The sequence below is a fragment of the Microbacterium sp. LWH7-1.2 genome (assembly GCF_038397755.1).
Taxonomy (GTDB): Bacteria; Actinomycetota; Actinomycetes; order Actinomycetales; family Microbacteriaceae; genus Microbacterium.
The window spans coordinates 4301022-4322653 of record NZ_CP151637.1 but is presented as its reverse complement, the minus strand read 5'-3'; the positions used below and the strand labels follow the sequence as shown (position 1 = coordinate 4322653).

The following is a 21632-nucleotide window of genomic DNA, read 5'->3' as shown; positions in this document are numbered from 1 at the left end:
CGCCTGTGCGCTGAGGTCGTCTCGTGCGCGTCCGAGTCGAGCAACCGGTCGACCTCGCTGAGCGGCATGCGTGCGTTCGGCTTCGCGATGTCGAACACGGTGCCCATGCGCACGCCGATCACCTCGGTGCGCTCATCGGTCATGCGGCGCCGGATCTCGGCCGCTTCGTCGACGGATGCCGCGCCCTCGAGCGCCCTGCGGACACCCTCGGCGGTCAGCGCCCCGGGCTCAGTCACCGCTCGCGAGCCCCGAGGGCCGCAGCTCGGCACCGGCGTGCGCGAGTTCGGCCAGGGCCGCGTCGCTGGACTCGGCCGCGACGCCGGCGATCAGGTCGGTGAGGATGCGGACATGTCGGCCGTGCTCGATCGCGTCCAGGCCCGACGCCCGGACGCAGTAGTCGGTCGCGATGCCTGCGATGTCGACATCCACCACGCCATGCTCCTCGAGCAGGTGCGCCACGGTCACGCCGTCGTCGGTGGTTCCCTCGAACAGCGAGTAGGCAGGTTTCCCCTGCCCCTTCTTGACGTGATGGGTCACCGCCGAGGTATCGAATCCGGGGTCGTACTCCGCGCCCTCGGTGCCGCTCACGCAGTGCACCGGCCAGGTGTCGATGAAGTCCGGCTCCGGGTGGAAATGCCCGCCGTTGTCGCCCTCGCCGTGGTGCCAGTCGCGGGAGGCCACGATGACGGCGTACTCCTCGGCATGGGTCACGAGGAACTCGGAGATGCGCTGGGCGACGGCGTCGCCGCCCTCGACGCCGAGCGCTCCGCCCTCGGTGAAGTCGTTCTGGACGTCGACGATGAACAGCGCCTTGCTCATGGTTCGAGCGTACGCCTGTACTCCTCGCGGGTGAGAGGGTGCCCGTCGCCGGCGACGAGCTCGGGGTCGGTCACGGCCGGCAGCGGCGCGTCCTGAGCCTCTGCTCCGCCTGGCCCGGCCGGGTGCCACGAATCCCTGCCCGGTGCCTCGAACGAAGCGGAGCCGCCGCCCGCCGACGCGATGCGGATGTCCTTCCGCGAGAGCTTCGAAGGCCACCAGATCGCCGTCCCGATGTCGTACGAGAGCGCCGGCACCAGGAGCGACCGCACGATGAACGTGTCGAGCAGCACGCCGAAGGCGACGATGAACGCGATCTGCGCGAGGAACAGGATCGGGATGACGCCGAGCGCCGCGAAGGTCGCTGCGAGCACGAGCCCGGCCGACGTGATGACCCCTCCCGTGGCGACGAGTCCGCGAAGGATGCCGGGTCTCGTCCCATGGACGAGCGACTCCTCGCGCACGCGCGACATCAGGAAGATGTTGTAGTCGACGCCGAGCGCCACGAGGAACACGAAGCCGTAGAGGGGCACCGCGGGATCCGCGCCGGGGAAGCCCAGAACCTCGTTGAAGAGGAGCGCGCTCACCCCGAGCGCCGTCGCGAACGACAGGATCACCGTGCCGATGAGCAGCACCGGGGCGAGAAGCGAGCGCAGCAGCAGCATCAGGATCACGAGGATCACCGCGAGGATCACGGGGATGATCACCGTGCGGTCGCGCGTCGACGTGTCATTGGTGTCGATGTCGGTCGCGGTCTCGCCGCCGACGAGCGCGGTTCCGGCACCGAGCGTCTCATCGAGGTCGGCACGGAGCTCGCGCACGGTGTCTTCCGCGGCGACGGAGTCGGCAGCATCCGTCAGCGTCCCGATCACCAGCACGTCGCCCTCGGAGACCGTCGGCTCGGGCGCCGGAGTGCCGGGCGGCCCGACCGCGGTGAACACCGGCTCCCCGTTCTGGATCTCGACCTGCGCCTGCCCCGTGGGAGAGTCCTCGGAGGCGACCGAGACCGATTCGATTCCTTCGGATTCGTCGAGCACGGCGACCGTGTCGGCGAGGTCCTCCTCGGGCACGATCACGTACACCGGCGATCCGGAGCCGGCCGGGAAGTGCTCGGCGAGCACCTCCTGGCCGTCTCGGGCTTCGGAGGAGCCGAGCACGAGGTCGCTCGTGGGCACGCCGTCGGCCTTGAGCTGCGTGATTCCCACGGCACCGGCGAGCAGCACGATCGTGCTGGCGATCCACACGATCCGCGCGTGGCGGGCGACGAAGCGGGCCTGCCGCGGCCAGAGGCCCTTGACCGGCTGAGTGAGGTCGTCGGGGATCATCGCGATCGGCGCCTTCGGGATGAAGGGCCAGAACGCTGCACGTCCGCACAGCGCGAGGAGCGCCGGCAGGAAGGTCAGGGCCGACAGCATCGAGAACACGATCCCGATGGAGGCGATCGGTCCGAGGGCGCGGTTTGTCGCGAGGTCGGAGAGCAGCAGGCACATCAGGCCCGCGATCACCGTGCCGCCCGAGGCCAGGATCGGCTCGAAGGCTCCGCGCCACGCCGAGAGCGCAGCATCCCACTTGGTCATCCCCGTCGCGATGGATTCGCGGAAGCGGGCGACGTACAACAGGGCATAATCGGTCGCCGCGCCGATCACGAGGATGAAGAGGATGCCCTGCACCTGGCCGTTCAGAACGACGATCCCCGCATGCGCGAGCCACCACACGGTCAGCAGGGCGGCGCACAGCGCGAACATCGACGTCAGCAGCACGAGGACGGGCAGAAGCGGTGAGCGGTAGACGATCACGAGGATCAGGAACACGGCGAGCAGCGCGACGCCGAGGAGGAGCCCGTCGATCCCGAGGAAGCCCTCGACGAGATCGGCGGTGAAGCCGGCGGGGCCGGTGACCCAGCCTTCGAGATCGGACGGGAGGTCCTCGGCGACGAGCGAGCGGATCTCCTCCACGGTCGGCCCCACCTCGCCCGACGCGTCGATCGGCACGAAGATCTGCACGGCCTCGCCGTCGTCCGACAGGATGGGCGGAGACACGTCCGACTGCACGCCGTCGACGTCGGCGATGTCGTCGGCAAGGTTCTGCACGTCGGCGAGATCGTCGTCGGAGAGCTCGCCGTCGCCGGTGACCACGACGAGCGCGGGGATGCTGTCACCGCCAAGGAACCCCGCGAGCCTCTCGTTCACTTGCGTCGCATCGGCGCTCTCCGGCAGGAACGATGAGCGGTCGTTGCTCGACACTTCGTCGACCTTGCCGAAGTACGGTCCGCCGATCGATCCGGCCGCGAGCCAGATGAGGACGAGGAGGGCGGGGATGCCGATCCGGAGCCATCCCGAAAGGCGACGGTTCGCATGGTGAGCCGAGGTCATATTGCTAGCTTATCTAGCGATATGGTGGGGCTCGACCAGTCGGCATCTTTCTGGCGCGGTCGAGGTCGCTCACGGCGCTTCTATGCTGGTCGCGATGCTCTCCGCCGCCATCGCCCTCGTGGGCGCCATCGTGTACGGCTCTGCGGACTTCCTCGGCGGCCTCGCGGCCCGGCGCCTGCGCTCGATCGTGGTGACGGCCGTCGCCGCGCTCTCAGGACTCGGTGCCCTGCTCGTCGCCCAGCCGCTGTTCGCCGGCGTGTGGTCGGCGCCCGACATGGCATGGGGCGTGCTCGGCGGCCTCTTCAGCGTGGTCGCGATCGCGTTGCTGTACGCGTGCCTCGCGATCGGCCCGATGAGCATCCTGTCGCCGCTGACCGCCGTCGTGTCGGCCGTCGCACCGATGCTCTGGGGGCTGCTGGCGAACGACGATGCGCTGGCGCCGATCGGCTACGCCGGACTCGGCGTGGCGCTCGTCGCGGTCGTGCTCGTGGGCTTCATCCCCGGCGAGAAGATCGTCCGCCCGAGCGCCCGCGGCCTCGCGATGGCCGTCGGAGCGGGGCTTGCGATCGGCGCGTTCCTCATCGTGCTCGATCAGACCTCCGCCGACAGCGGGCTCGTGCCGCTGGTGACGAGCCGCGCGACCAGCGGTGTCGTGACGTCCACCATCGTGGGGGTGCTGGCCTTCGCGGCCCTCCGGCGCGGCGATCGCGCGCGGTCGGTGCTCGAAGTCGCGGGACTCCCGCTCGGCGCGGCGCCCAGTGGGCACGCGGACCTCGAACACGCCACGACGGGGGTCGGACGCGTGATCGCGACGACTCGTCAGGCCTGGTGGCTGGCGGTCGCGTGCGGGATCGCGGATGCCGCCGCCAACGCCCTCGCCCTCTTCGCGCTGCGGACGGGCGACCTGGCAGTGGTGTCGGCGCTCACCGCGCTCTACCCAGCCGGCACGATCCTGCTCGCGGCGATCGTGCTGCGGGAGCGGGTCGCGGCGGTGCAGTGGGTGGGCCTCGGCCTCGCCCTGGTGGCGGGCGGCATGCTGGCCGTCGCATAGAGCCGACGGGCCCCCGCCGGCGAGTCTGCGGATCAGCCGCGCACGAACAGCATCACGAGTGACGTGACGAGCGCCACCACGCCGAGCGCGAGCATCCCGATCGCCAGGCGGGCGACGGCGCGCACCGCCGGGGACCCCTGGGTCAGCCGCATCCGATTGCGCGATCCGCGGCGCACGAAGATGTCGGCCATGTCCGCGTCGCCGATGTGGTGGTCCTGTTCGTGCGTGAGGTGCGCCTCGCCGACGCCGCCGTCCTCGTCGAACCAGCGGACGAGCCGGCCGTTCGGGCCGCTCTCGACGACCGCGCGCACCGGCAGCCAGGTGCCGTCGAAGAGGTACATGATGAGCGCGACGCCCGCGAGGAGGGCCCCCACGCCGAATCCGATCCACGAGAAGATCTCGGCGAGGGCGTCGATCGCCTGAGACACCGCATCACCGTCCTTCGGATACGGAAAACGGCCGCTGTCCGCGGCCGTTCCGGTTCTGAGCCACCTAAGGGAATCGAACCCTTGACCTAATCATTACGAGTGATTCGCTCTGCCGACTGAGCTAAGGTGGCCGGCCTCGCTTGCGCGACGCACAAGCAACGATCTTACAGGGTCACGGCGGTGCTCGCGAACCACGGCGGTCGAGCCATCCGTTGCGGACTCGATCCACTCCGGGCGGACCCGGTGTCCCGAAGAAGGAGAGCGGATGCCCCGTGCCGGGGCATCCGCACTCCTCATGTGTCGCGGGTCACTCGCAGCGCAGGTCGTCCTGCGGAGGCGTGCCGTCGAGCAGGTACGTCTCGACGGCGGAGTCGACGCATGCGTTGCCCTTGTTGTAACCGGTGTGGCCCTCGCCGACCCGCGTCACCAGCACGCCGGAGGAAAGCTGCTCGGCCAGCGACACCGACCACTCGTACGGCGTGGCCGGGTCGTTCGTCGTGCCCACCACGACGATGGGCGCTGCGCCGTCGGCGGTGATGCGCTCGCGCACACCGGTGGGCGGGTAGGGCCAGACCTCACAGGGATCGGGGCCCTGCCAGTACGGCGCCACGGTCGGGGCCTCGGCCTCGAGGAGCGCCGTCGCGTCGGCCTGCTCCTGCTCGGTGGCGTCGACGGGGTAGTCCATGCAGTTGTAGGCGCGGAACGCCTCGGTCTGATTGTCGAGGTACGTGCCGTCCTGGCGGTTGTTGTAGAAGTCGGCGAGCTGGAAGGCGATCTCGGCGTTGCCCTGCAAGATGTCGGTGAGCGCCGTCGTGAGGTAGCTCCAGCTGTCCTGCGAGTAGAGGGCGGCGACGATCGCGGTCATCAGCGAGTCCGCGCCCAGCGTGCGGCCGTCCGCGTTCGGGATGGGGTCGCGGTCGACGCCGGCCAGAAGCGCGCCCAGGTCGGCCATCGCTTCGTCGACGGTGCCGCGGAAGGGACACTCGTCGTCCGTCAGGCAGTCAGCCATGTACGCGCGCAGCGCCGACTCGAATCCGACGCCCTGGGTGATCCCGACATCCAGCCCGGAGACGGACGGGTCGATCGCACCGTCGAGCACGAGTCGTCCCACCTTCTGGGGGAACAGTTTCGCGTAGGTCGCGCCGAGGAACGTGCCGTATGAGTAGCCGAGGTAGTTCAGCTCCGTGTCGCCGAGCACCGCGCGCAGCAGGTCCATGTCGCGGGCGGCGTTCTCCGTCGTGACGAACGGGAGGATGCCGTCGCTGTTCTCGTCGCAGGCCTCGCCGAAGTCCCGGTGTCGTTCGAGGAGCTCGTCGGTCCACGCATCCGTTCCCCGAGCGTTCGCGGGGATGTCGTAGAGGTAGGCGTCCATGTCGGACGCGTCGTAACAGGTCACCGACGTCGACTCACCCACACCGCGCGGATCGAAGCCGATGACGTCGAACTGCTGACGCACCGGCCCACTCACCGCGAACGAGACCGAGTCGCGGATCAGCGCCACACCGCTCGCGCCCGGACCGCCCGGGTTGGTCAGCAGAGATCCGATGGGATCGTCGGTGCCCTCGGCGCGGCTGCGGATGACGGACAGCTCGATGTCGCCCTTCGTCGGGTCGGCCCAGTCCAGCGGCGCCGTCACCGTCGTGCAGTCGAAGGTCTCGTTGCAGCCCGACCAGTCGAGCGTCTGCTCGTAGTACGGCAGCAGGTTCTCTGCGACGCCCTCCGTATCGGCGGCCTTGCTGGAGGACGGCCGGGGCGACGCGTCGGGGATCATCGCCGACAGGCAGCCGCTGAGGACCACGGATGCGGCGACCAGGCCGGCGACGACGGCTGCCGCGCGACTCCGTCGGCGGGGGCGGGTCGGTTTCACGGGATCCTTCCGCTCGCGACGGTGACGAGCATGCTCTCGAGCGCCAGAGCGGGCGCGGCGTTCAATTCGAGGTTCTCGCGCGTGACGCCGATGCGGTCGACGACCGTCAGCGTGCGCTCGGGCGTCCACGCGGCAGCGAGGGCACGCAGTTCGGGCTCGAGCTCGCGATTGATGAGGTCGGTGTCGCGCCCGAACTGCAGCAGCAGCACGTCGCGGAACATCGACTCGAGGTCGGTGAGGACGCGGTCGATGCCGTCGCGCAGGCTGCGCGTGGCACGGCGCTTCTGCTCGTCCTCGAGGGCCGAGAGCTGCGAGCGCACAGCAGGCGGGATGGCGCCGCCCTCGGCGATGCCGAGCGTGCGCAGGAGACCGGCGCGCTCCGCTTCGTCGCGCTCCGCGGTGAGCGCCTTCGCGTCGTCGGTGGCGGCGGCGACGATCGCGCCGGCGACCTCCACCGCGTCTCCCACGCCGCGCACCGCGAGCACGCCGCGCAGCGTGGCATCGCGACGCGCGCGGGCCGCAGCATCCGTCGCGAGTCGCTGCGCCATGCCGATGTGGCGCTGCGCGTGGCGAGCGGACTGCTCCGCGATCGCCGGATCGACGCCGCTTCGCCGCACGATGAGCTCGGCGACGTCCGCGACGTCAGGCTCGCGCAGGCGCAGCGTGCGCACGCGGGAGCGGATCGTCGGCAGGAGGTCGGCATCACTCGGCGCGCACAGCACCCAGACGGTGCGCTCGGGCGGCTCTTCGAGCGCCTTCAGCAGCACGTTCGACGTGCGCTCGGCCATGCGGTCGGCGTCTTCCATGACGATGACGCGGTAGCGCCCGAGCGACGGCGCGAAATACGACCGCTCGACGAGGGCGCGGGCGTCCTTGATCGAGATGATGACGCCCTCGGTGCGCAGCGCCGTCAGGTCGGGGTGGGTGCCGGCGAGCACCTGGTGCATCGCGCGCTCGTCACCGGGCTCGGCGATGAGAGCTGCCGCGAAGGCGTGGGCGAGCGTGGACCGACCGGAGCCGGGAGGGCCGGTGATGAGCCACGCATGGGTCATCGACGCGGGATCGGATGCTGCTTCCTTGAGCGCGGCCACGGCTTCGGGCTGCCCCCACACGTCGCCCCAGGGGAATGCCTGGTCGTCCGTCGCGGGAGACGCCCCAGCGACAGCGGCGACCGGGTCCATGCCGACCAGCCTAACCGTGGCGCCGGACACCGGCTGTGCATACGCCGAGCGTTCGCCTCATGCGAGCAGCGGCTCCACACGCGCGCGCACGGCCGCGGCGAGCTCGGCGGGCGGCAACGCGGCGTCGAGCACAAGGAAGCGCCCGGGCTCGGCGGCGGCGAGCGCCAGGAACTCCTCCCGCACCCGGGCGTGGAAGTGCTCCTTCTCGGCCTCGAGACGGTCGAACGGCTTGTCGTCGGCGTCGAGACGCTCGCGGGCCGATGCGGGGTCGAGGTCGAGGAGCACCGTGACATCGGGAAGGAGTCCCCCCGTCGCCCACAGCGAGAGGTCGCGCACCTCGTCGCGCCCGAGGACGCGCCCGGCGCCCTGATACGCGACGGAGGAGTCGAGGTAGCGATCCTGGATCACGACATCGCCCCTGGCCAGGGCGGGGCGGACGAGCGTCTCGATGTGGTGCGCCCGGTCGGCGGCGTACAGGAGAGCCTCGGCCCGCGGGGCGACCTCGCCGCGATGATGGAGGACGATGTCACGGATGAGCACGCCGACCTCGGTGCCGCCGGGCTCGCGCGTGCGCACGACGGTGCGTCCGGCATCCGTCAGCCAAGCGTCGAGGAGCGCAGCCTGCGTCGTCTTGCCGACGCCGTCGCCGCCCTCGAACGTGACGAACAGCCCTCTCGCGGTGTGGCCGGGGCCCGTCACTTCTTCGCCGCGGGCTTGCGCGTCGTCGTCGTGCGGCGCGCCGGGCGCTTGGCCGGGCCCTTCGCGCGCTTGTCGGCGAGCAGCTGCACCGCGCGCTCGAACGTGACCTCCATCGCGTCCTCGCCGCGCGGGATCGTCGCGTTGGTCTCGCCGTCGGTGACGTACGGTCCGAAGCGGCCGTCCTTCAGCTTGATCGGCTTGCCGCTCGTGGGGTCGGCTTCGAACTCCTTGAGCGCAGATGAAGCGCCCCGTGCGCCGTACTTCGGCTGCGCGTAGACCGCCAGCGCCTCCTCGAGGGTGATGTCGAAGATCTGCTGCTCGCTCTGCAGCGTGCGGGAGTCGGTGCCCTTCTTCAGGTACGGGCCGTACCGGCCGTTCTGGGCGGTGATCGGGGCTTCCGTCTCGGGGTCGATGCCGACCGTGCGCGGCAGGTCCAGCAGCTTCAGCGCGGTGTCGAGGTCGATCGTGTCGACCGACATCGACTTGAAGAGCGACGCCGTGCGCGGCTTCGGCGCGGCCTCCTTCTTCGCGCCGCGCTTCTTCGGCGCGGGTTCCGGCTCGACGGGGACGACCTCGCCGGTCTCCTCGTCCACGTTCTCCTCGGCGGGCGGGTCGGCCTCCTGCACGTAGGGACCGAAGCGGCCGTCCTTCACGACGACGAGCTTGCCGTTGGCGGGGTTCTCGCCCAGCACGCGGTCGCCCGCGACCGGGGCGTCGATGAGCTCCTGCGCTCGCGCCGGAGTGAGCTCGTCGGGGGCGAGGTCCTCGGGGATGTTGACGCGCCGGGGCTCGGCCTCCGGCCTCTCCTTGTCGGGCACCTCGAGATACGGGCCGTATTTGCCGAACCGCAACGTCGCGACGTCTCCGATGGGCGTCGAGTTGAGGGCGCGAGCGTCGATCTCGCCGAGGTTGTCCACGATGTTGCGGAGGCCCACGTGGTCGGTCGAGCCGAAGTAGAACTCCTGCAGCCAGTCCTGACGCTTCTGCTCGCCGCGGGCGATCGCGTCGAGGTCGTCCTCGAGCGCCGCCGTGAAGTCGTAGTCGACGAGGTCGGCGAAGTGCTGTTCCAGCAGACGCACCACACTGAACGCGAGCCAGCTCGGGATGAGCGCCTGGCCTCGCTTGGTGACGTAGCCGCGGTTGAGGATGACGTCGATGATGCTCGCGAACGTCGAGGGGCGGCCGATGCCCTTCTCCTCGAGCGCCTTGACGAGGCTCGCCTCGGTGTATCGCGGCTTGGGGCTCGTCGCGTGGCCCTTCGGCTCGACGTCGCGCAGGCGCAGCACGTCACCGACGGCCATCGCGGGGAGCGACTGGTCGTCGGCCTTGTCGCTGTCGCCGCGCTTCTCGTCGCGGCCCTCCTCATAGGCCTCGAGGAATCCCTTGAAGGTGTAGACGGTTCCGGATGCCGTGAACTCGGCGCGACGGCCGGCCGCCGAGACCTCGAGGGTCACGGTCGTGGTCTCGTACTTCGCGTCCGACATCTGGCTGGCCATCGTGCGCTTCCAGATGAGGTCGTACAGGCGCAGCTCGTCGCGGTCGAGCTGTCCCGACACCTCCGACGGCGTGCGGAACGTCTCCCCCGACGGGCGGATGGCCTCGTGCGCCTCCTGCGCGTTCTTGCTGTTGTTGCGGTAGCTCCGCGGGTTCGGCGGCACCGACTTGTCGCCGTACATCACGACGGCCTGCTCGCGCGCGGCCTGCACGGCCTGCGTCGACAGCGCGGTCGAGTCGGTGCGCATATAAGTGATGTACCCCTTCTCATAGAGACGCTGCGCGACGCCCATGGCGTGCTTGGCGCTCATCGAGAGCTTGCGACCGGCCTCCTGCTGGAGGGTCGAGGTCGTGAACGGGGGCTTGGGGCTGCGGGTTCCCGGCTTGGACTCGAGGGCGGTGACGGATGCCTCGGCCGCGGCCTCGATGGCGGCGGCGAGTTCGCGCACCTGGGCCTCGTCGAGGACCAGCACGGCCTTCTTCAGCTCACCGCGGTCGTCGAAGTCGGTGCCGCGGGCGAGCACCGCGCCGTCGACGCGGGCGAGGCGGGTCGAGAACGACTCGTCGATCCCCTGTGGGCGGTTCGGCGCGGCGAGCGCCTCGATGTCCCAGTACGAGGCCGACACGAACGCCATGCGCTCGCGCTCGCGGTCGACCACGAGGCGCGTCGCCGCCGACTGCACACGTCCGGCCGATGTTCCCTGCTGCACCTTGTACCAGAGCACCGGGCTGACGTCCCAGCCGTAGAGCCGGTCGAGGATGCGGCGGGTCTCCTGCGCGTCGACGAGCGCGAGGTCGAGCTCGCGCGTGTTGCCGACGGCGGCCTGGATCGCGTCCTTGGTGATCTCGTGGAACACCATGCGCTTGACGGGAACCTTGGGCTTGAGCGTCTGCAGAAGGTGCCACGCGATGGCTTCACCCTCGCGGTCTTCATCGGTGGCGAGCAGGAGCTCGTCCGCCCCCTTCAGCGCGCGCTTGAGTTCGGCGACCGTCTTCTTTCCGCGCTCGCTCTCGACGTAATAGGGATCGAAGCCGTTGTCGATGTCGATCGAGTACTTCCCATAGGCCTGCTTCTTGTCGGCCGGGATGTCGCGCTTGTCCGCCAGGTCGCGGATGTGCCCGACCGAGCTGAGCACCTCGTAGCCATCGCCGAGGTACCCCTGGATCGACTTCATCTTCGTCGGTGACTCGACGATGACGAGCTTCTTGCCTTCTGCCAACGGGGGCGTCCTTTCTTCGACGCAAACCATACACGCCAGTTCCCGGTGCGGGCGCTGTGAGACGGGATCAGGGCGGCGGCCCCGCACGAGCCGATGCCCGTGCGGCGACCGGTCCGAGGCGCATCGAGACGGTGACCGTCGCGATCAGCTCGTCGAGCTCGCACGCCTCGACGACAGCGCCGAACGTGCCCGCGACCTCGGCCGCCCGATCGCACGGGACACCGGGAATCGCCCCCGACGCCGCGTCCGCCGCGGCCAGCGCCCCGGCGTCCGCCGCCGAGGCCAGTCGCTGGCTCGCGGCAGCGGCAGCGCCGGCGCCGGCGAGCCCCACCGCGAGCAGGGCTGCGGCGGAGATGATCCCGACCGCCGCCATCGTCCCCGCCATCAGCAGCGCCCGCTCGCCGGCGGGGTGACGAAGGCACGCGGCAGGATCACAGCCCACCCGCCAATGCGCACCCGGCGGCCGTGACCCGCACCCCGAACAGCGCCGACGCGGTTGCCGACACGCACACGAGATCGCCTCGAGGGGTGATCTCGACGGATGCCTCGCCCACCGTCGTCGCCACGGCATCGCGGACGCGCTGGTCGGATTCGCCGCGAGCACTCAGGCGTGCGGCATCCGCCACCGCGTCCTGCAGCCGCACCTGCCGGGACGCTGCGGCGAGCGCGCCCACGCCGAGGACCAGCACGAGGACGACCGCGGGGAGGGCGACCGCGAACTCGGCGACGACCGCACCGCGGTCGTCGCCCAGCCGCGGGCGCATCACGCCACCGTGAGCGCGCGTCGTACGAGATCGGTGAGGATGGTGCGCACCTCGTCGGACCGCATGATGACGACCAGCAGCCCGGCGAAGGCGACGGCTGCCATCGTCGCGATGGCGTACTCGGCCGTCGCGGCTCCGGTGTCGTCGGCCCACGCGCTGTCGGCGTCGCGCGGCGTGAAGAGGCGTTCGGCACGGCGACGCGTGAGAGGGGGCACGACTCGGTCGGCTCGGCACAGGGACATGGGGTTCTCCGTTCGATGGATTCGTGGGTCGGGCACGGTCTGAGGGGCGGCGACGGTCAGTCGCGGGTGGTCCCGGGGTCGCGAGCCGGTCCCTCACAGCGAGACCGACATCGTCGACATGACGCTGAGCAGCATGGGCGCGACTCCGAGAAGGAGGAAGGCCGGCAGCGTGCACACGCCGAGCGGAATGAGCAGCCGAGACGAGAGCCGCGCCGCACGCAGGCGGGCTTCGACGCGCGCGCGATGCCGGGCGTGGGCGCTCGAAGCCCGCAGCAGTTCGACTGCGGGCACGCCCGCCGTCCGCGACAGCGCCAGCACGGCGTCCACATCGTCCGATCTGCCGGACTCCTCTTCCAGGTGGGCTGTTTCGTGCGCGGAGCGGGCCTGCGGAACGGAGCTCTCGCCGGGGTTTCCTCGTTGGCGCGCCTCCCGCACGACCGCCCGGGCCCGATCGATGGAGACCCCGCCGCTCAGCGCGATCGCGATCAGCTCCGCGTCGAGGCCTGGCGCGCCCCCGGACGTCACGGCTGCGCGCACGAGCCGCGTCGTCCAGCGGCGAGCGGCGAGGATCAGCACGGCGCCTCCGGCGAGACAGGCCACCCCGAGCGGGTTCGCGAACAGGGTGCCGAACGTGTCGAACCCGAGTGCAGCGCCCAGCCCCACCGCCACGAGCGGGAGCCAGCTCATGAGCCGAGCCGTTCCCGCGGGCTCGGCGAGGGCCACCCGCACGTCGTCGGCCGCCTCCTGCGCGTCGCGCAGCGCCGCGGCCAGTCCGCGCAGGCACTCGGCGAGCGGCGCTCCCACGACCACCGCGACCTGAGACGCGACGCCGACCTCGCGCCACGCGCCGGACCCCGCGGTGGCGATCGCCTCAGGCAGCGGCACACCTCGTCCGATCGCCGATGCGACGTGCTGAGCCGCCGGGTCGCCGGCGAGAGCGAGATGCTCCCACGCGCGGGCAGGCGCCACCCCCGCCTGCAGCAGCACCGCCAGCCGCAGGACAGTCTCCGCCACGTCGGCCGATGACGCCGGGGGTCGGGACCACGCCCGAAAGCGGGACGACGCTCCGAACCGGGACGTTGCCGGTAGTCGCGACGAGGGAGGGCGTCGCGACAGCGCCCGGGCCTGCGGCGCGCGCTGCGTCAGCGAGAATCCCATCGCTCCTCCTCGATGGCCAGACGCCCGTCTTCAGCGACGAACGGGCGACCGACTCCGGCGATGCGGCGGGAGCCGTCCGCGCTCCGCTCCACGTGAACGACGAGCCCGATCGCGGTGGCGGCCTGGCGGGCGAGTGCGCGATCGTCGAGTCCGGCGGGTGCACCGAGCGCCTCGAGCCGGGCGGGCACGTCGTGGAGTCCGTTCGCGTGCACCGTGCCGGCTCCGCCGTCGTGGCCGGTATTCAGTGCCGCCAGCAGCTCCCGGACTTCTTCGCCACGGCACTCCCCCACCACGAGCCGGTCGGGCCGCATACGCAGCGCCTCACGCACCAGCCGCGCAAGCCCGACGCCGCCGGATCCTTCGATGTTGGGCTGACGCGCCTCGAGGCGGACGTGGTGCGGATGCGCGATGCGCAGCTCGGCGACATCCTCGATCGTGACGATGCGCTCGTGGGCGGGTGCCTCCGCGAGCAGCGCCGCGAGCAGTGTGGTCTTCCCCGCGCCGGCGGCGCCGGACACCAGGAGGTTCGCGCGTCCCGCGATCGCGTCGGCCAGCCGTCGGCGCACGTCCTCGTCGAACATGCCCGTGCGCTGCAGGTCATCGAGCGTCGCAGCGCCGAGGCGCGGCACGCGGATCGACAGGACCGTGCCCTCCGGGGCGATGGGCGGCAGCACGGCGTGGACGCGGATGCCGCCGTCGAGGCGCACGTCCACGCACGGAGCGGCGTCGTCGATGTGCCGCCCACCGAGGCCGATGAGCGCCACCGCGAGATCGCGCACCTCATCTTCGGTCGCCCGCCATTCCCGCGCCGGCACGACCCCGGCTCCGCGATCGACGAACAGACCCGCCGCGCCGTTGACGAACAGGTCGGTGACCTCGGGGTCGTCGAGGTATGCCGCGAACGGATCGAGGACGCGATGCCGCTGCGCCGAACTGTGCGCGAAGGCCGCTGCGGTCGTGCGGGCCGGGCTCGCCGGGGGTGTCGCCGCCTCACCGAGCCTGTGGAGCGACGCCGACTTCGCCACCCGCGTCGCCCCGTCGGCACCGCCCCGGTGAGGCACCCACGCGCCCGCCGCGGCGGGCGGTGCAACAGCCGACGGAGCGGACGCCCGCGCAGCGGACGCCGGCCGGGGCGAAGCATCCGTCCGTCCCTTCGCGCCGGGAGCGAGCGAGGCCGCGGAGCGGCGACGGACGACGAACGGTGCGGACATGCTCCGACGGTAGGGAGACCTCCACCCCTGCCGGCGGTGATCCTGGTCATCGGTGGAGAGCAGGGCGGTCACCGCCGCTGGGGAGGAGCCGGCGCCGGCGCGGGACGGGCCGCGGAACCGCTCCCAAGAAGGAAAGGCGGCATCCCATGGGGGGAATGGGATGCCGCCAAGCGCGGCCCCGAATTCGGGGGGTGACGTCGGGTGCCGCAATGCCAGAATCGATGTTCGGCCACCGGTCAGCATAGGCGAGGCATGGGTCCCGACAAAACGAAAAGGAGAGGATTCTCACCGATATATCGGTCTGGGTCGATGTATGCGGCGCCCCCTACTATCGGGGGTAGTCGCTTCGGGCGGTGGTGGGTACATTTCCTGGCAGACTCGCCGACACCCCTCGGCCTCGACCAAGCCCGCAAAGGAGCGCGCTCCCATGAGCGAACAGACCCCTCTCACGCAAGCCACCAGCCAGATCGACCACCTGCTCAACGAGGACCGGCGCTTCGCGCCCACTGACGACTTCGCCGCCGACGCGATCGCGACGGCGGAGCTGTATGAAGAGGCGAAGGCCGACCGCCTCGGCTTCTGGGCCGACAAGGCGCGCGATCTGCACTGGCACAAGCCCTTCACCGAGGTGCTCGACTGGTCGAACCCGCCGTTCGCGCAGTGGTTCGCCGACGGCGAGCTCAACGTCGCGTACAACTGCCTCGACCGCCACGTCGAGGCAGGCAACGGCGACCGCGTCGCGCTGCTGTGGGAGGGCGAGCCAGGCGACGAGCGTCGCGTCACCTACGCCGAGCTGACCGACGAGGTCAAGCGTCTCGCGAACGTGCTGGAGGGCCTCGGCATCGGCCAGGGCGACCGCGTCGCGATCTACCTGCCGATGATCCCGGAGGCGGTCGCCTCGATGCTCGCCGTCGCGCGCATCGGCGCCATCCACTCCGTCGTGTTCGGCGGCTTCTCGGCCGACAGCCTGCGGGCCCGCATCGACGACGCCGGCGCAAAGCTCGTCATCACCGCCGACGGCGGGTACCGCAAGGGCAAGGTCTCCCCGCTCAAGCCCGCCGTCGACCTCGCCCTCGGCGACCGCGGCACCGGCGTGCAGGAGACCGTCGAGCACGTGCTCGTCGTCAAGCGCGGCGAGAACGACGTCGACTGGACCGAGGGCCGCGACCTGTGGTGGCACGACGTGGTCACCGCCGCGTCCGGCGAGCACGAGGCGCAGCCCTTCCCCGCTGAGAACCCGCTGTTCATCCTCTATACGTCGGGCACCACCGGCAAGCCCAAGGGCATCCTGCACACGTCGGGCGGCTACCTGACCCAGTCGGCGTTCACGAACAAGGTCGTGCACGACCTGCACCCCGAGACCGACGTGTACTGGTGCACCGCCGACATCGGCTGGATCACTGGGCACAGCTACGTCACGTACGGCCCGCTCGCGAACGGCGCGACGCAGGTGCTCTACGAGGGCACGCCCGATGCCCCGCACCCCGGCCGCTGGTGGGAGATCGTGCAGAAGTACGGGGTGACCGTGCTCTACACCGCGCCGACCGCAATCCGCTCGTTCATGAAGCTGGGCCGGGCGATACCGAAGCAGTTCGACCTGTCGTCGCTGCGCCTGCTCGGCTCGGTGGGCGAACCCATCAACCCCGAGGCGTGGATGTGGTACCGCAAGATCATCGGCGGCAAGACGGCGCCGATCGTCGACACGTGGTGGCAGACCGAGACCGGCTCGATCATGGTGTCGGCCCTTCCCGGTGTCACCGAGACCAAGCCCGGTTCGGCACAGGTGCCGCTGCCCGGCATCTCGATCGACGTCGTCGACGAGGACGGCACGCACGTCGGCAACGGCAACGGCGGACTCCTCGTCATCACTGAGCCGTGGCCGTCCATGCTGCGCGGCATCTGGGGCGACCCTGAGCGCTTCGTCGAAACCTATTGGGAGAAGTTCCAGAAGCAGGGCTACTACTTCGCCGGCGACGGGGCCCGCCTCGACGATGACGGGGATGTGTGGCTGCTCGGCCGCGTCGACGACGTCATGAACGTGTCCGGCCACCGCCTGTCGACCACCGAGATCGAGTCGGCGCTGGTGGGCAACGAGGCGGTCGCCGAGGCGGCGGTCGTGGGCGCCTCGGACGAGACCACCGGCCAGGCGGTCGTCGCCTTCGTCATCATCAAGCAGTCCTACCTCGACGCGCACTCCCCCGACGGCCTCGCGCAGAACCTGCGGCTGTGGGTCGGCGAGCAGATCGGCCCGATCGCGCGTCCCCGCGACGTCTACATCGTGGGCGAGCTGCCCAAGACCCGGTCCGGCAAGATCATGCGTCGCCTGCTCCGCGACGTCGCCGAGGGTCGCGAGGTCGGCGACACGACCACCCTCGCCGACACCGCCGTCATGTCGGTGATCTCCGCGCAGGTCAAGTAGTGAAAGCCCCCGCTCGTTGAGCGAAGGGCGCTCCGGCGCTCGAAGTCGGAACGCCCCGGACCTTGCGCAATGTCCGGGGCGTTTCGACTCGTTTCGCTCGCTCAACGAGCGGCGAGGACGATCAGGCGTACGAGAAGACGACCTCGACCTCTACGGGGGCGTCCAGCGGGAGCACCGGCACACCGACCGCCGAACGTGCATGCGTGCCGGCGTCGCCGAAGAGCTCGCCGAGCAGCTCGCTCGCGCCGTTGATCACGCCGGGCTGGCCGGTGAATTCGGGAACGGATGCCACGAACCCGGTGACCTTGAGGACGCCGGTGAGCCGGTCCACGCCGCCGACCGCGTCCGCTGCGGCCGCGAGTGCGTTGAGGGCGCTCTGGCGCGCGTACGCCTTCGCGTCGGACGCCGGAACGAGTCCGTGGCCCTCGCCGACCTTGCCCGTCGCCGGCAGCGCGCCGGAGACCATCGGCAGCTGGCCGGCTGTGTAGACGAGGTCGCCGTGCGCCTTCGCGGGGACGTACGCGGCTACGGGAGGAACGACGTCGGGAAGGTCGATGCCGAGCTCGGCGAGACGGGCGCTCACGCTCATCCTCAGGCCTCCTCGAACTGCTTCGCGGCCTGGGCCGCGGCATCCAGTCCCACGTTCTGCTGACCGCCGCCGGACGGGCGCTTGAAGTAGGCGACCAGTCCGCCCTCGGGGCCCTGCACCACCTGAACGAGCTCCCAGCCCTGCTTGCCCCAGTTGTTGAGGATCGCTGCGGTGTTGTGGATCAGAAGGGGCGTGGTGAGGTACTCCCACGTCGTCATCGCGACTCCTCGAGTGTGCGGAAAGGACGGCTGGTGAAGGCTGGGAAACACCCCGGTTGACCGAGCGTCCTTGATGGATCGCCCAGGTATCTCCCTTACGATCAACCCTATGCCTGATACCAAACGCACGGCCACCGGTGTGCTCGGCGGACTCGCCGGGCTCGTCGGCCTCAGTGCCGCAGCCGGTGTCCTCATTGCGGCGACCGTCACCCCCGCGGTCGCGATCACGAGCACCGCGGCAGAGCGCGCGATCACGATGTTCGACAATCTCCCGAGCGTCCTCGAGATCGACAAGCTCATGCTCCCGAGCAACTTCTACGCCACGAACCCCGAGACGGGTGAGCAGACACTGCTGACCAAGTTCCTCGAACAGGACCGGACCCCGGTCAACTTCGACCAGATCAACCCGGTCATGTACGACGCGCTTCTCTCCAGTGAGGACCCGCGTTACTACCAGCACGGCGGCATCGACCTCATCGGAACGACGCGCGCCCTTCTGTCCAACGCGCAGGGCGGCGGCGAGACGCAGGGCGGCTCGTCGATCAGCCAGCAGTACGTGAAGAACGTGCTGATCCAGAAGTGCGAGCAGAACGCCACGACGGTGTACGAGACCGACGAGGCCGGCGAGATCGTCAAAGACGAGGCCACCGGCCTGCCGATCGAGAAGATGAGCCGCGACGCGGCGCTGCGCCAGTGCTGGGTCGACGCCACGACGGCCGAGGGCTCGGAGGGATACACCCGCAAGCTGCAGGAGATGCGCTACGCCATCTCCCTCGAGCAGAAATACTCGAAGAACGACATCCTGCTCGGGTACATGAACATCGCCAACTTCGGCGGCATCACCTACGGCATCGAGGCCGCGGCACGCCACTACTTCAACAGCAACGCGGCGAGCCTCACTGTCGCGCAGGCGGCGACGCTCGCCGGCATGGTGCAGAACCCGAACAACTACCGCATCGACAAGCCGGGCGGCTCGATCTTCGGCTCCGACGGCGCGACCTTCAACAAGGCGCCGGACGGCGTCATCGACGAAGGCGCCAAGCTCGGTGCCCTCGACGCGCTCGTGGCGAGCGGGGAGATCACCGAAGAGCAGAAGCTGGCTGCCGCCGACGGCTACACCTCGACGAAGGTGCGCCAGCTCTACGTGCTGAGCCGGATGCTCGACGACGGCAAGATCACGCGCGAGCAGTATGTCGAGGCCGCAGTCTGGCCCATCACGCCGAGCATCGTCGAGCCGACCACCGGCTGCCAGGCGGCGGGCGGCGCCGCGTACTTCTGTCAGTACGTGAAGGACGTGATCCTGAACGACGAAGCGTTCGGAGCGACGCAGGACGAGCGCCGGGCGCTGCTGCAGCGCGGCGGGCTGAACGTCTACACCACGCTCGACACCCGCGTGCAGACGACGGCGCAGGACGCGATGACGAAGTACGCCCCCACGGCGATCGACATGCCGATCGGCAGCACCACTCCTTCTCCCGGCCGCTTCGGGGCAACCTCCGTGAGCATCGAAGCGACCACGGGGCGCGTCCTCGCGATCGCGCAGAACACGAAATTTAGCGAGGATGCCTCGCTTTCGAGCGACCCGAACTACGCATCGCTGGTCTTCGCCGGTGACGCGAAATTCGGCACGTCGGGCGGGTTCCCTGCTGGTTCGACGTTCAAGCTGTTCACGCTCATCGACTGGCTCGAGAAGGGGCATTCGGTCAACGAGACCCTGAACGGTACGCTGCACGTCTTCAAGAGGATGAAGAACTCGTGCTCGGGTGACTGGGTCAACGGGTCGAACACCCTCATCAAGAACTTCGGCAACAACAGGGGCTACATGGGCACGCCCATGCGCTTCACGAAGGACTCCCTCAACACCGGGTTCTTCGCCATGGCGGAGAAGCTCGACCTGTGCGACATCAAGAACGTCGCCACGCGAATGGGCGTGACCCAGGGGAACGGGAACGAGGTCGAGATGACCAACCTGAACTCCATCATCGGCACGAACTTCGTCTCGCCCATGGCGATGGCCGAGGCCTACGCGACCGTCGCGAACAACGGCATCTACTGCCAGCCGCAAGCGATCGACCGCGTGACGGATTCCGACGGCAACGAGCTGGCCAAACCGGCGCGCACGTGCACCCAGGTCATCGCCCCCAACGTCGCGGCGACTGCGGCGTACGCGCTGCAGGGCGTCATGAACTCGGGCGGCACCGGCACCGGCGGCAACCCGGGCGACGGCACCCCCCTCATCGGCAAGACGGGTACGCACGAAGAGATCACGACGTGGATGGTCGAGTCGAGCACGAAGGTGGCAACGGCGACGTGGGTCGGCAACGTGCAGGGTGGCGGTGACATCACGAAGACGTCCTACAACGGCAACCGCCTGAACCAGATCCGCTTCCCCATCACGCGGGCCATCCAGGGCGTGGCGAACGACATCTATGGCGGTGACAAATTCGCCGCCCCTGACAACGAGCTGACGAAGGTCCAGCTCACCGATCTGCCGAACGTCGTCGGCAAGTCGGTCGACGAGGCTACGACGATCCTGACCGAGGCAGGGTTCACCGTCGAGGTCGGCGGTCCGGTCGACTCCAACCAGCCCGCAGGCGTCGTAGCGGCTCAGAACCCCGGAGCGGGCAAGGTCGCGGGCGGCAGCACCGTCACGATCAACCCCAGCAACGGCGAGGGCGTGGCTGTGCCGAACGTGTCTGGCAGCACCCTCGAGGACGCGAAGAAGGCGCTGCGCAGCGCCGGCTTCGGCAACGTCGGCGACGGCAACTGCACGGTGGATGCAAGTCTCGGCGCGCAGACAAAGGCAGTCGCTACCAACCCGGCCGCCGGGTCCGTTGTTAACCGCAACACGTCGATCTCCGTCGACTACGCCGCCGCGATCTGCGGCGGGGGCGGCCGGGGACCCGGCAACGGCGACGGCGACGACTAGTGCGCTCCGCAGCGACTCGCACCGCCCTCACCGTGCTCGGCACGGTGGGGGCGGTCGGCGCGGGTGCGGCGATCTGGGGCATCGGTATCGAGCGCTATCTCTTCACGGTCCGCTTCCATGAGGTTCCCGTGCTCCCCGCCGGCGCAAGGCCCATCCGCCTCCTTCACCTCTCCGACGCGCACATGGCGCCCTGGCAGCACCGCAAGCAGGGCTGGATCGCCGCGCTCGCCGAGCTCCAGCCCGACCTGATCGTCAACACCGGCGACAACATGGGCCACTTCGACGGCCTTCGGGGACTGCGGCGGGCGTTCGATCCGCTGCGCGGCGTCCCCGGCGTCTTCGTGCACGGCTCCAACGACCACGCTGCGCCGTCGCCTCGAAACCCGTTCCGGTACTTCACCGGTCCGTCGAAGGTCAAGCACACCGCGGAACCGCTCGACACCGAGGCGCTGGACGACTACTTCACTCGAGAACTCGGCTGGCTCGACCTCAACAACAAGGTCGGATCGTTGGATGCTGCGGGCCTGCGCATCGCCGCGTTCGGCGTGAGCGACGCCCATCGTCACTGGGACCGCCTCGAGGCGCTCCCCGAGCCGCTGGCGGCGCTTCGCGGCGAGGAGTCCGCCGACCTGTCGATCGGCGTGACCCACGCGCCGTACCGTCGTGTGCTCGATGACTTCGTCGATCTCGATGCCGACGTGATCTTCGGCGGCCACACGCATGGCGGCCAGGTCCGCATCCCGGGTGTCGGCGCGCTCGTCGCCAACTGCGACATCCCGCTGCGTCAGGCGCGCGGACTCAGTGCGTGGAAGCAGGACGGCCGCACGGTGCCGCTCAACGTCAGCGCGGGCATCGGCCACTCGATCTACGCGCCGGTGCGCTTCGCCTGCCGTCCCGAGGCCTCGCTCCTCACGCTGATTCCGCGGGCATAGCGCCGGCGGCCCGCTCGGGTTCCTCCCCAATCGCCCTCGGCG

General features: G+C 70.0%; 18 protein-coding genes and 1 tRNA gene. 4 read left to right on the top strand and 15 right to left on the bottom strand.

The genetic code is table 11. From position 1 onward, the window contains the following. Nucleotides 1-228: 228 nt before the first annotated feature. On the bottom strand, nt 229-819 hold the full coding sequence (locus MRBLWH7_RS20065) for an isochorismatase family protein (RefSeq protein WP_341997720.1): 591 nt from the start codon (nt 817-819) through the stop codon (nt 229-231). Beyond that, nucleotides 816-3188 (bottom strand): MMPL family transporter, encoded by a 2373-nt coding sequence (locus tag MRBLWH7_RS20060; protein WP_341997718.1) that lies wholly within the window; start codon nt 3186-3188, stop codon nt 816-818. The genes MRBLWH7_RS20065 and MRBLWH7_RS20060 overlap by 4 nt, the downstream gene beginning before the upstream one ends. A 94-nt stretch (nt 3189-3282) precedes the next feature. Between MRBLWH7_RS20060 and MRBLWH7_RS20055 the strand changes: the two genes are divergently transcribed. Next, entirely contained in the window at nt 3283-4239 is a 957-nt protein-coding gene (locus tag MRBLWH7_RS20055) for an EamA family transporter (RefSeq protein WP_341997716.1), read from the top strand. 32 nt (nt 4240-4271) lie between these two features. Here MRBLWH7_RS20055 and MRBLWH7_RS20050 read toward each other — a convergent pair whose 3' ends face one another. The 11 genes from MRBLWH7_RS20050 to MRBLWH7_RS20000 form a co-directional block, all read right to left on the bottom strand. Then, nucleotides 4272-4667, bottom strand: coding sequence for a hypothetical protein (locus MRBLWH7_RS20050; RefSeq protein WP_341997714.1), 396 nt, complete (start codon nt 4665-4667; stop codon nt 4272-4274). A gap of 58 nt (nt 4668-4725) precedes the next feature. Next, a tRNA-Thr gene (locus MRBLWH7_RS20045) sits at nt 4726-4798 on the bottom strand. A 176-nt stretch (nt 4799-4974) separates the two neighbouring features. Further along, nucleotides 4975-6534: an alpha/beta hydrolase gene (locus MRBLWH7_RS20040; RefSeq protein WP_341997712.1), complete on the bottom strand. Its 1560-nt coding sequence runs from the start codon at nt 6532-6534 to the stop codon at nt 4975-4977. Further along, nucleotides 6531-7715: a DNA polymerase III subunit delta' gene (locus MRBLWH7_RS20035; RefSeq protein ID WP_341997710.1), complete on the bottom strand. Its 1185-nt coding sequence runs from the start codon at nt 7713-7715 to the stop codon at nt 6531-6533. Before MRBLWH7_RS20035 ends, MRBLWH7_RS20040 begins: the two co-directional genes overlap by 4 nt. A 57-nt stretch (nt 7716-7772) precedes the next feature. Then, nucleotides 7773-8414 carry a dTMP kinase gene (gene tmk, locus MRBLWH7_RS20030; RefSeq protein WP_341997708.1) on the bottom strand — a complete coding sequence of 214 codons (642 nt, stop codon included), beginning with the start codon at nt 8412-8414 and terminating at the stop codon, nt 7773-7775. Continuing rightward, a complete protein-coding gene (gene topA / locus MRBLWH7_RS20025; protein ID WP_341997706.1) occupies nt 8411-11128 on the bottom strand; it encodes a type I DNA topoisomerase in 2718 nt (905 codons plus the stop codon). The genes tmk and topA overlap by 4 nt, the downstream gene beginning before the upstream one ends. Before the next feature lie 67 nt (nt 11129-11195). Next, nucleotides 11196-11570 (bottom strand): helicase, encoded by a 375-nt coding sequence (locus tag MRBLWH7_RS20020; RefSeq protein WP_341997704.1) that lies wholly within the window; start codon nt 11568-11570, stop codon nt 11196-11198. Beyond that, entirely contained in the window at nt 11560-11892 is a 333-nt protein-coding gene (locus MRBLWH7_RS20015) for a TadE family type IV pilus minor pilin (RefSeq protein WP_341997702.1), read from the bottom strand. The genes MRBLWH7_RS20020 and MRBLWH7_RS20015 overlap by 11 nt, the downstream gene beginning before the upstream one ends. Continuing rightward, nucleotides 11892-12134, bottom strand: coding sequence for a DUF4244 domain-containing protein (locus tag MRBLWH7_RS20010; protein WP_341997700.1), 243 nt, complete (start codon nt 12132-12134; stop codon nt 11892-11894). The genes MRBLWH7_RS20015 and MRBLWH7_RS20010 overlap by 1 nt, the downstream gene beginning before the upstream one ends. A 93-nt stretch (nt 12135-12227) precedes the next feature. Then, complete coding sequence (locus MRBLWH7_RS20005) at nt 12228-13148, bottom strand: type II secretion system F family protein (RefSeq protein ID WP_341997698.1); 921 nt, start codon at nt 13146-13148, stop codon at nt 12228-12230. A gap of 128 nt (nt 13149-13276) precedes the next feature. After that, nucleotides 13277-14503, bottom strand: a complete 1227-nt coding sequence (locus MRBLWH7_RS20000; protein WP_341997696.1) for a TadA family conjugal transfer-associated ATPase — start codon at nt 14501-14503, stop codon at nt 13277-13279. Nucleotides 14504-14930: 427 nt separating this feature from the next. On the opposite strand from MRBLWH7_RS20000, the gene acs reads away from it, so the two are divergent. After that, nucleotides 14931-16922: an acetate--CoA ligase gene (gene acs / locus MRBLWH7_RS19995; protein ID WP_341997694.1), complete on the top strand. Its 1992-nt coding sequence runs from the start codon at nt 14931-14933 to the stop codon at nt 16920-16922. A gap of 121 nt (nt 16923-17043) precedes the next feature. On the opposite strand, the gene MRBLWH7_RS19990 is transcribed toward acs, so the two are convergent. Together MRBLWH7_RS19990 and MRBLWH7_RS19985 are read right to left on the bottom strand one after the other, a co-directional pair. Next, entirely contained in the window at nt 17044-17511 is a 468-nt protein-coding gene (locus MRBLWH7_RS19990) for a RidA family protein (protein ID WP_341997692.1), read from the bottom strand. Between the two features lie 2 nt (nt 17512-17513). Further along, the gene (locus MRBLWH7_RS19985; RefSeq protein ID WP_341997691.1) at nt 17514-17729 is read right to left on the bottom strand and encodes a hypothetical protein; all 216 of its coding nucleotides are present in this window, start codon (nt 17727-17729) and stop codon (nt 17514-17516) included. A 109-nt stretch (nt 17730-17838) separates the two neighbouring features. Between MRBLWH7_RS19985 and MRBLWH7_RS19980 the strand changes: the two genes are divergently transcribed. Next, nucleotides 17839-20658 carry a transglycosylase domain-containing protein gene (locus MRBLWH7_RS19980; protein WP_341997689.1) on the top strand — a complete coding sequence of 940 codons (2820 nt, stop codon included), beginning with the start codon at nt 17839-17841 and terminating at the stop codon, nt 20656-20658. Then, on the top strand, nt 20658-21590 hold the full coding sequence (locus MRBLWH7_RS19975) for a metallophosphoesterase (protein WP_341997687.1): 933 nt from the start codon (nt 20658-20660) through the stop codon (nt 21588-21590). The genes MRBLWH7_RS19980 and MRBLWH7_RS19975 overlap by 1 nt, the downstream gene beginning before the upstream one ends. Nucleotides 21591-21632 lie beyond the last annotated feature (42 nt).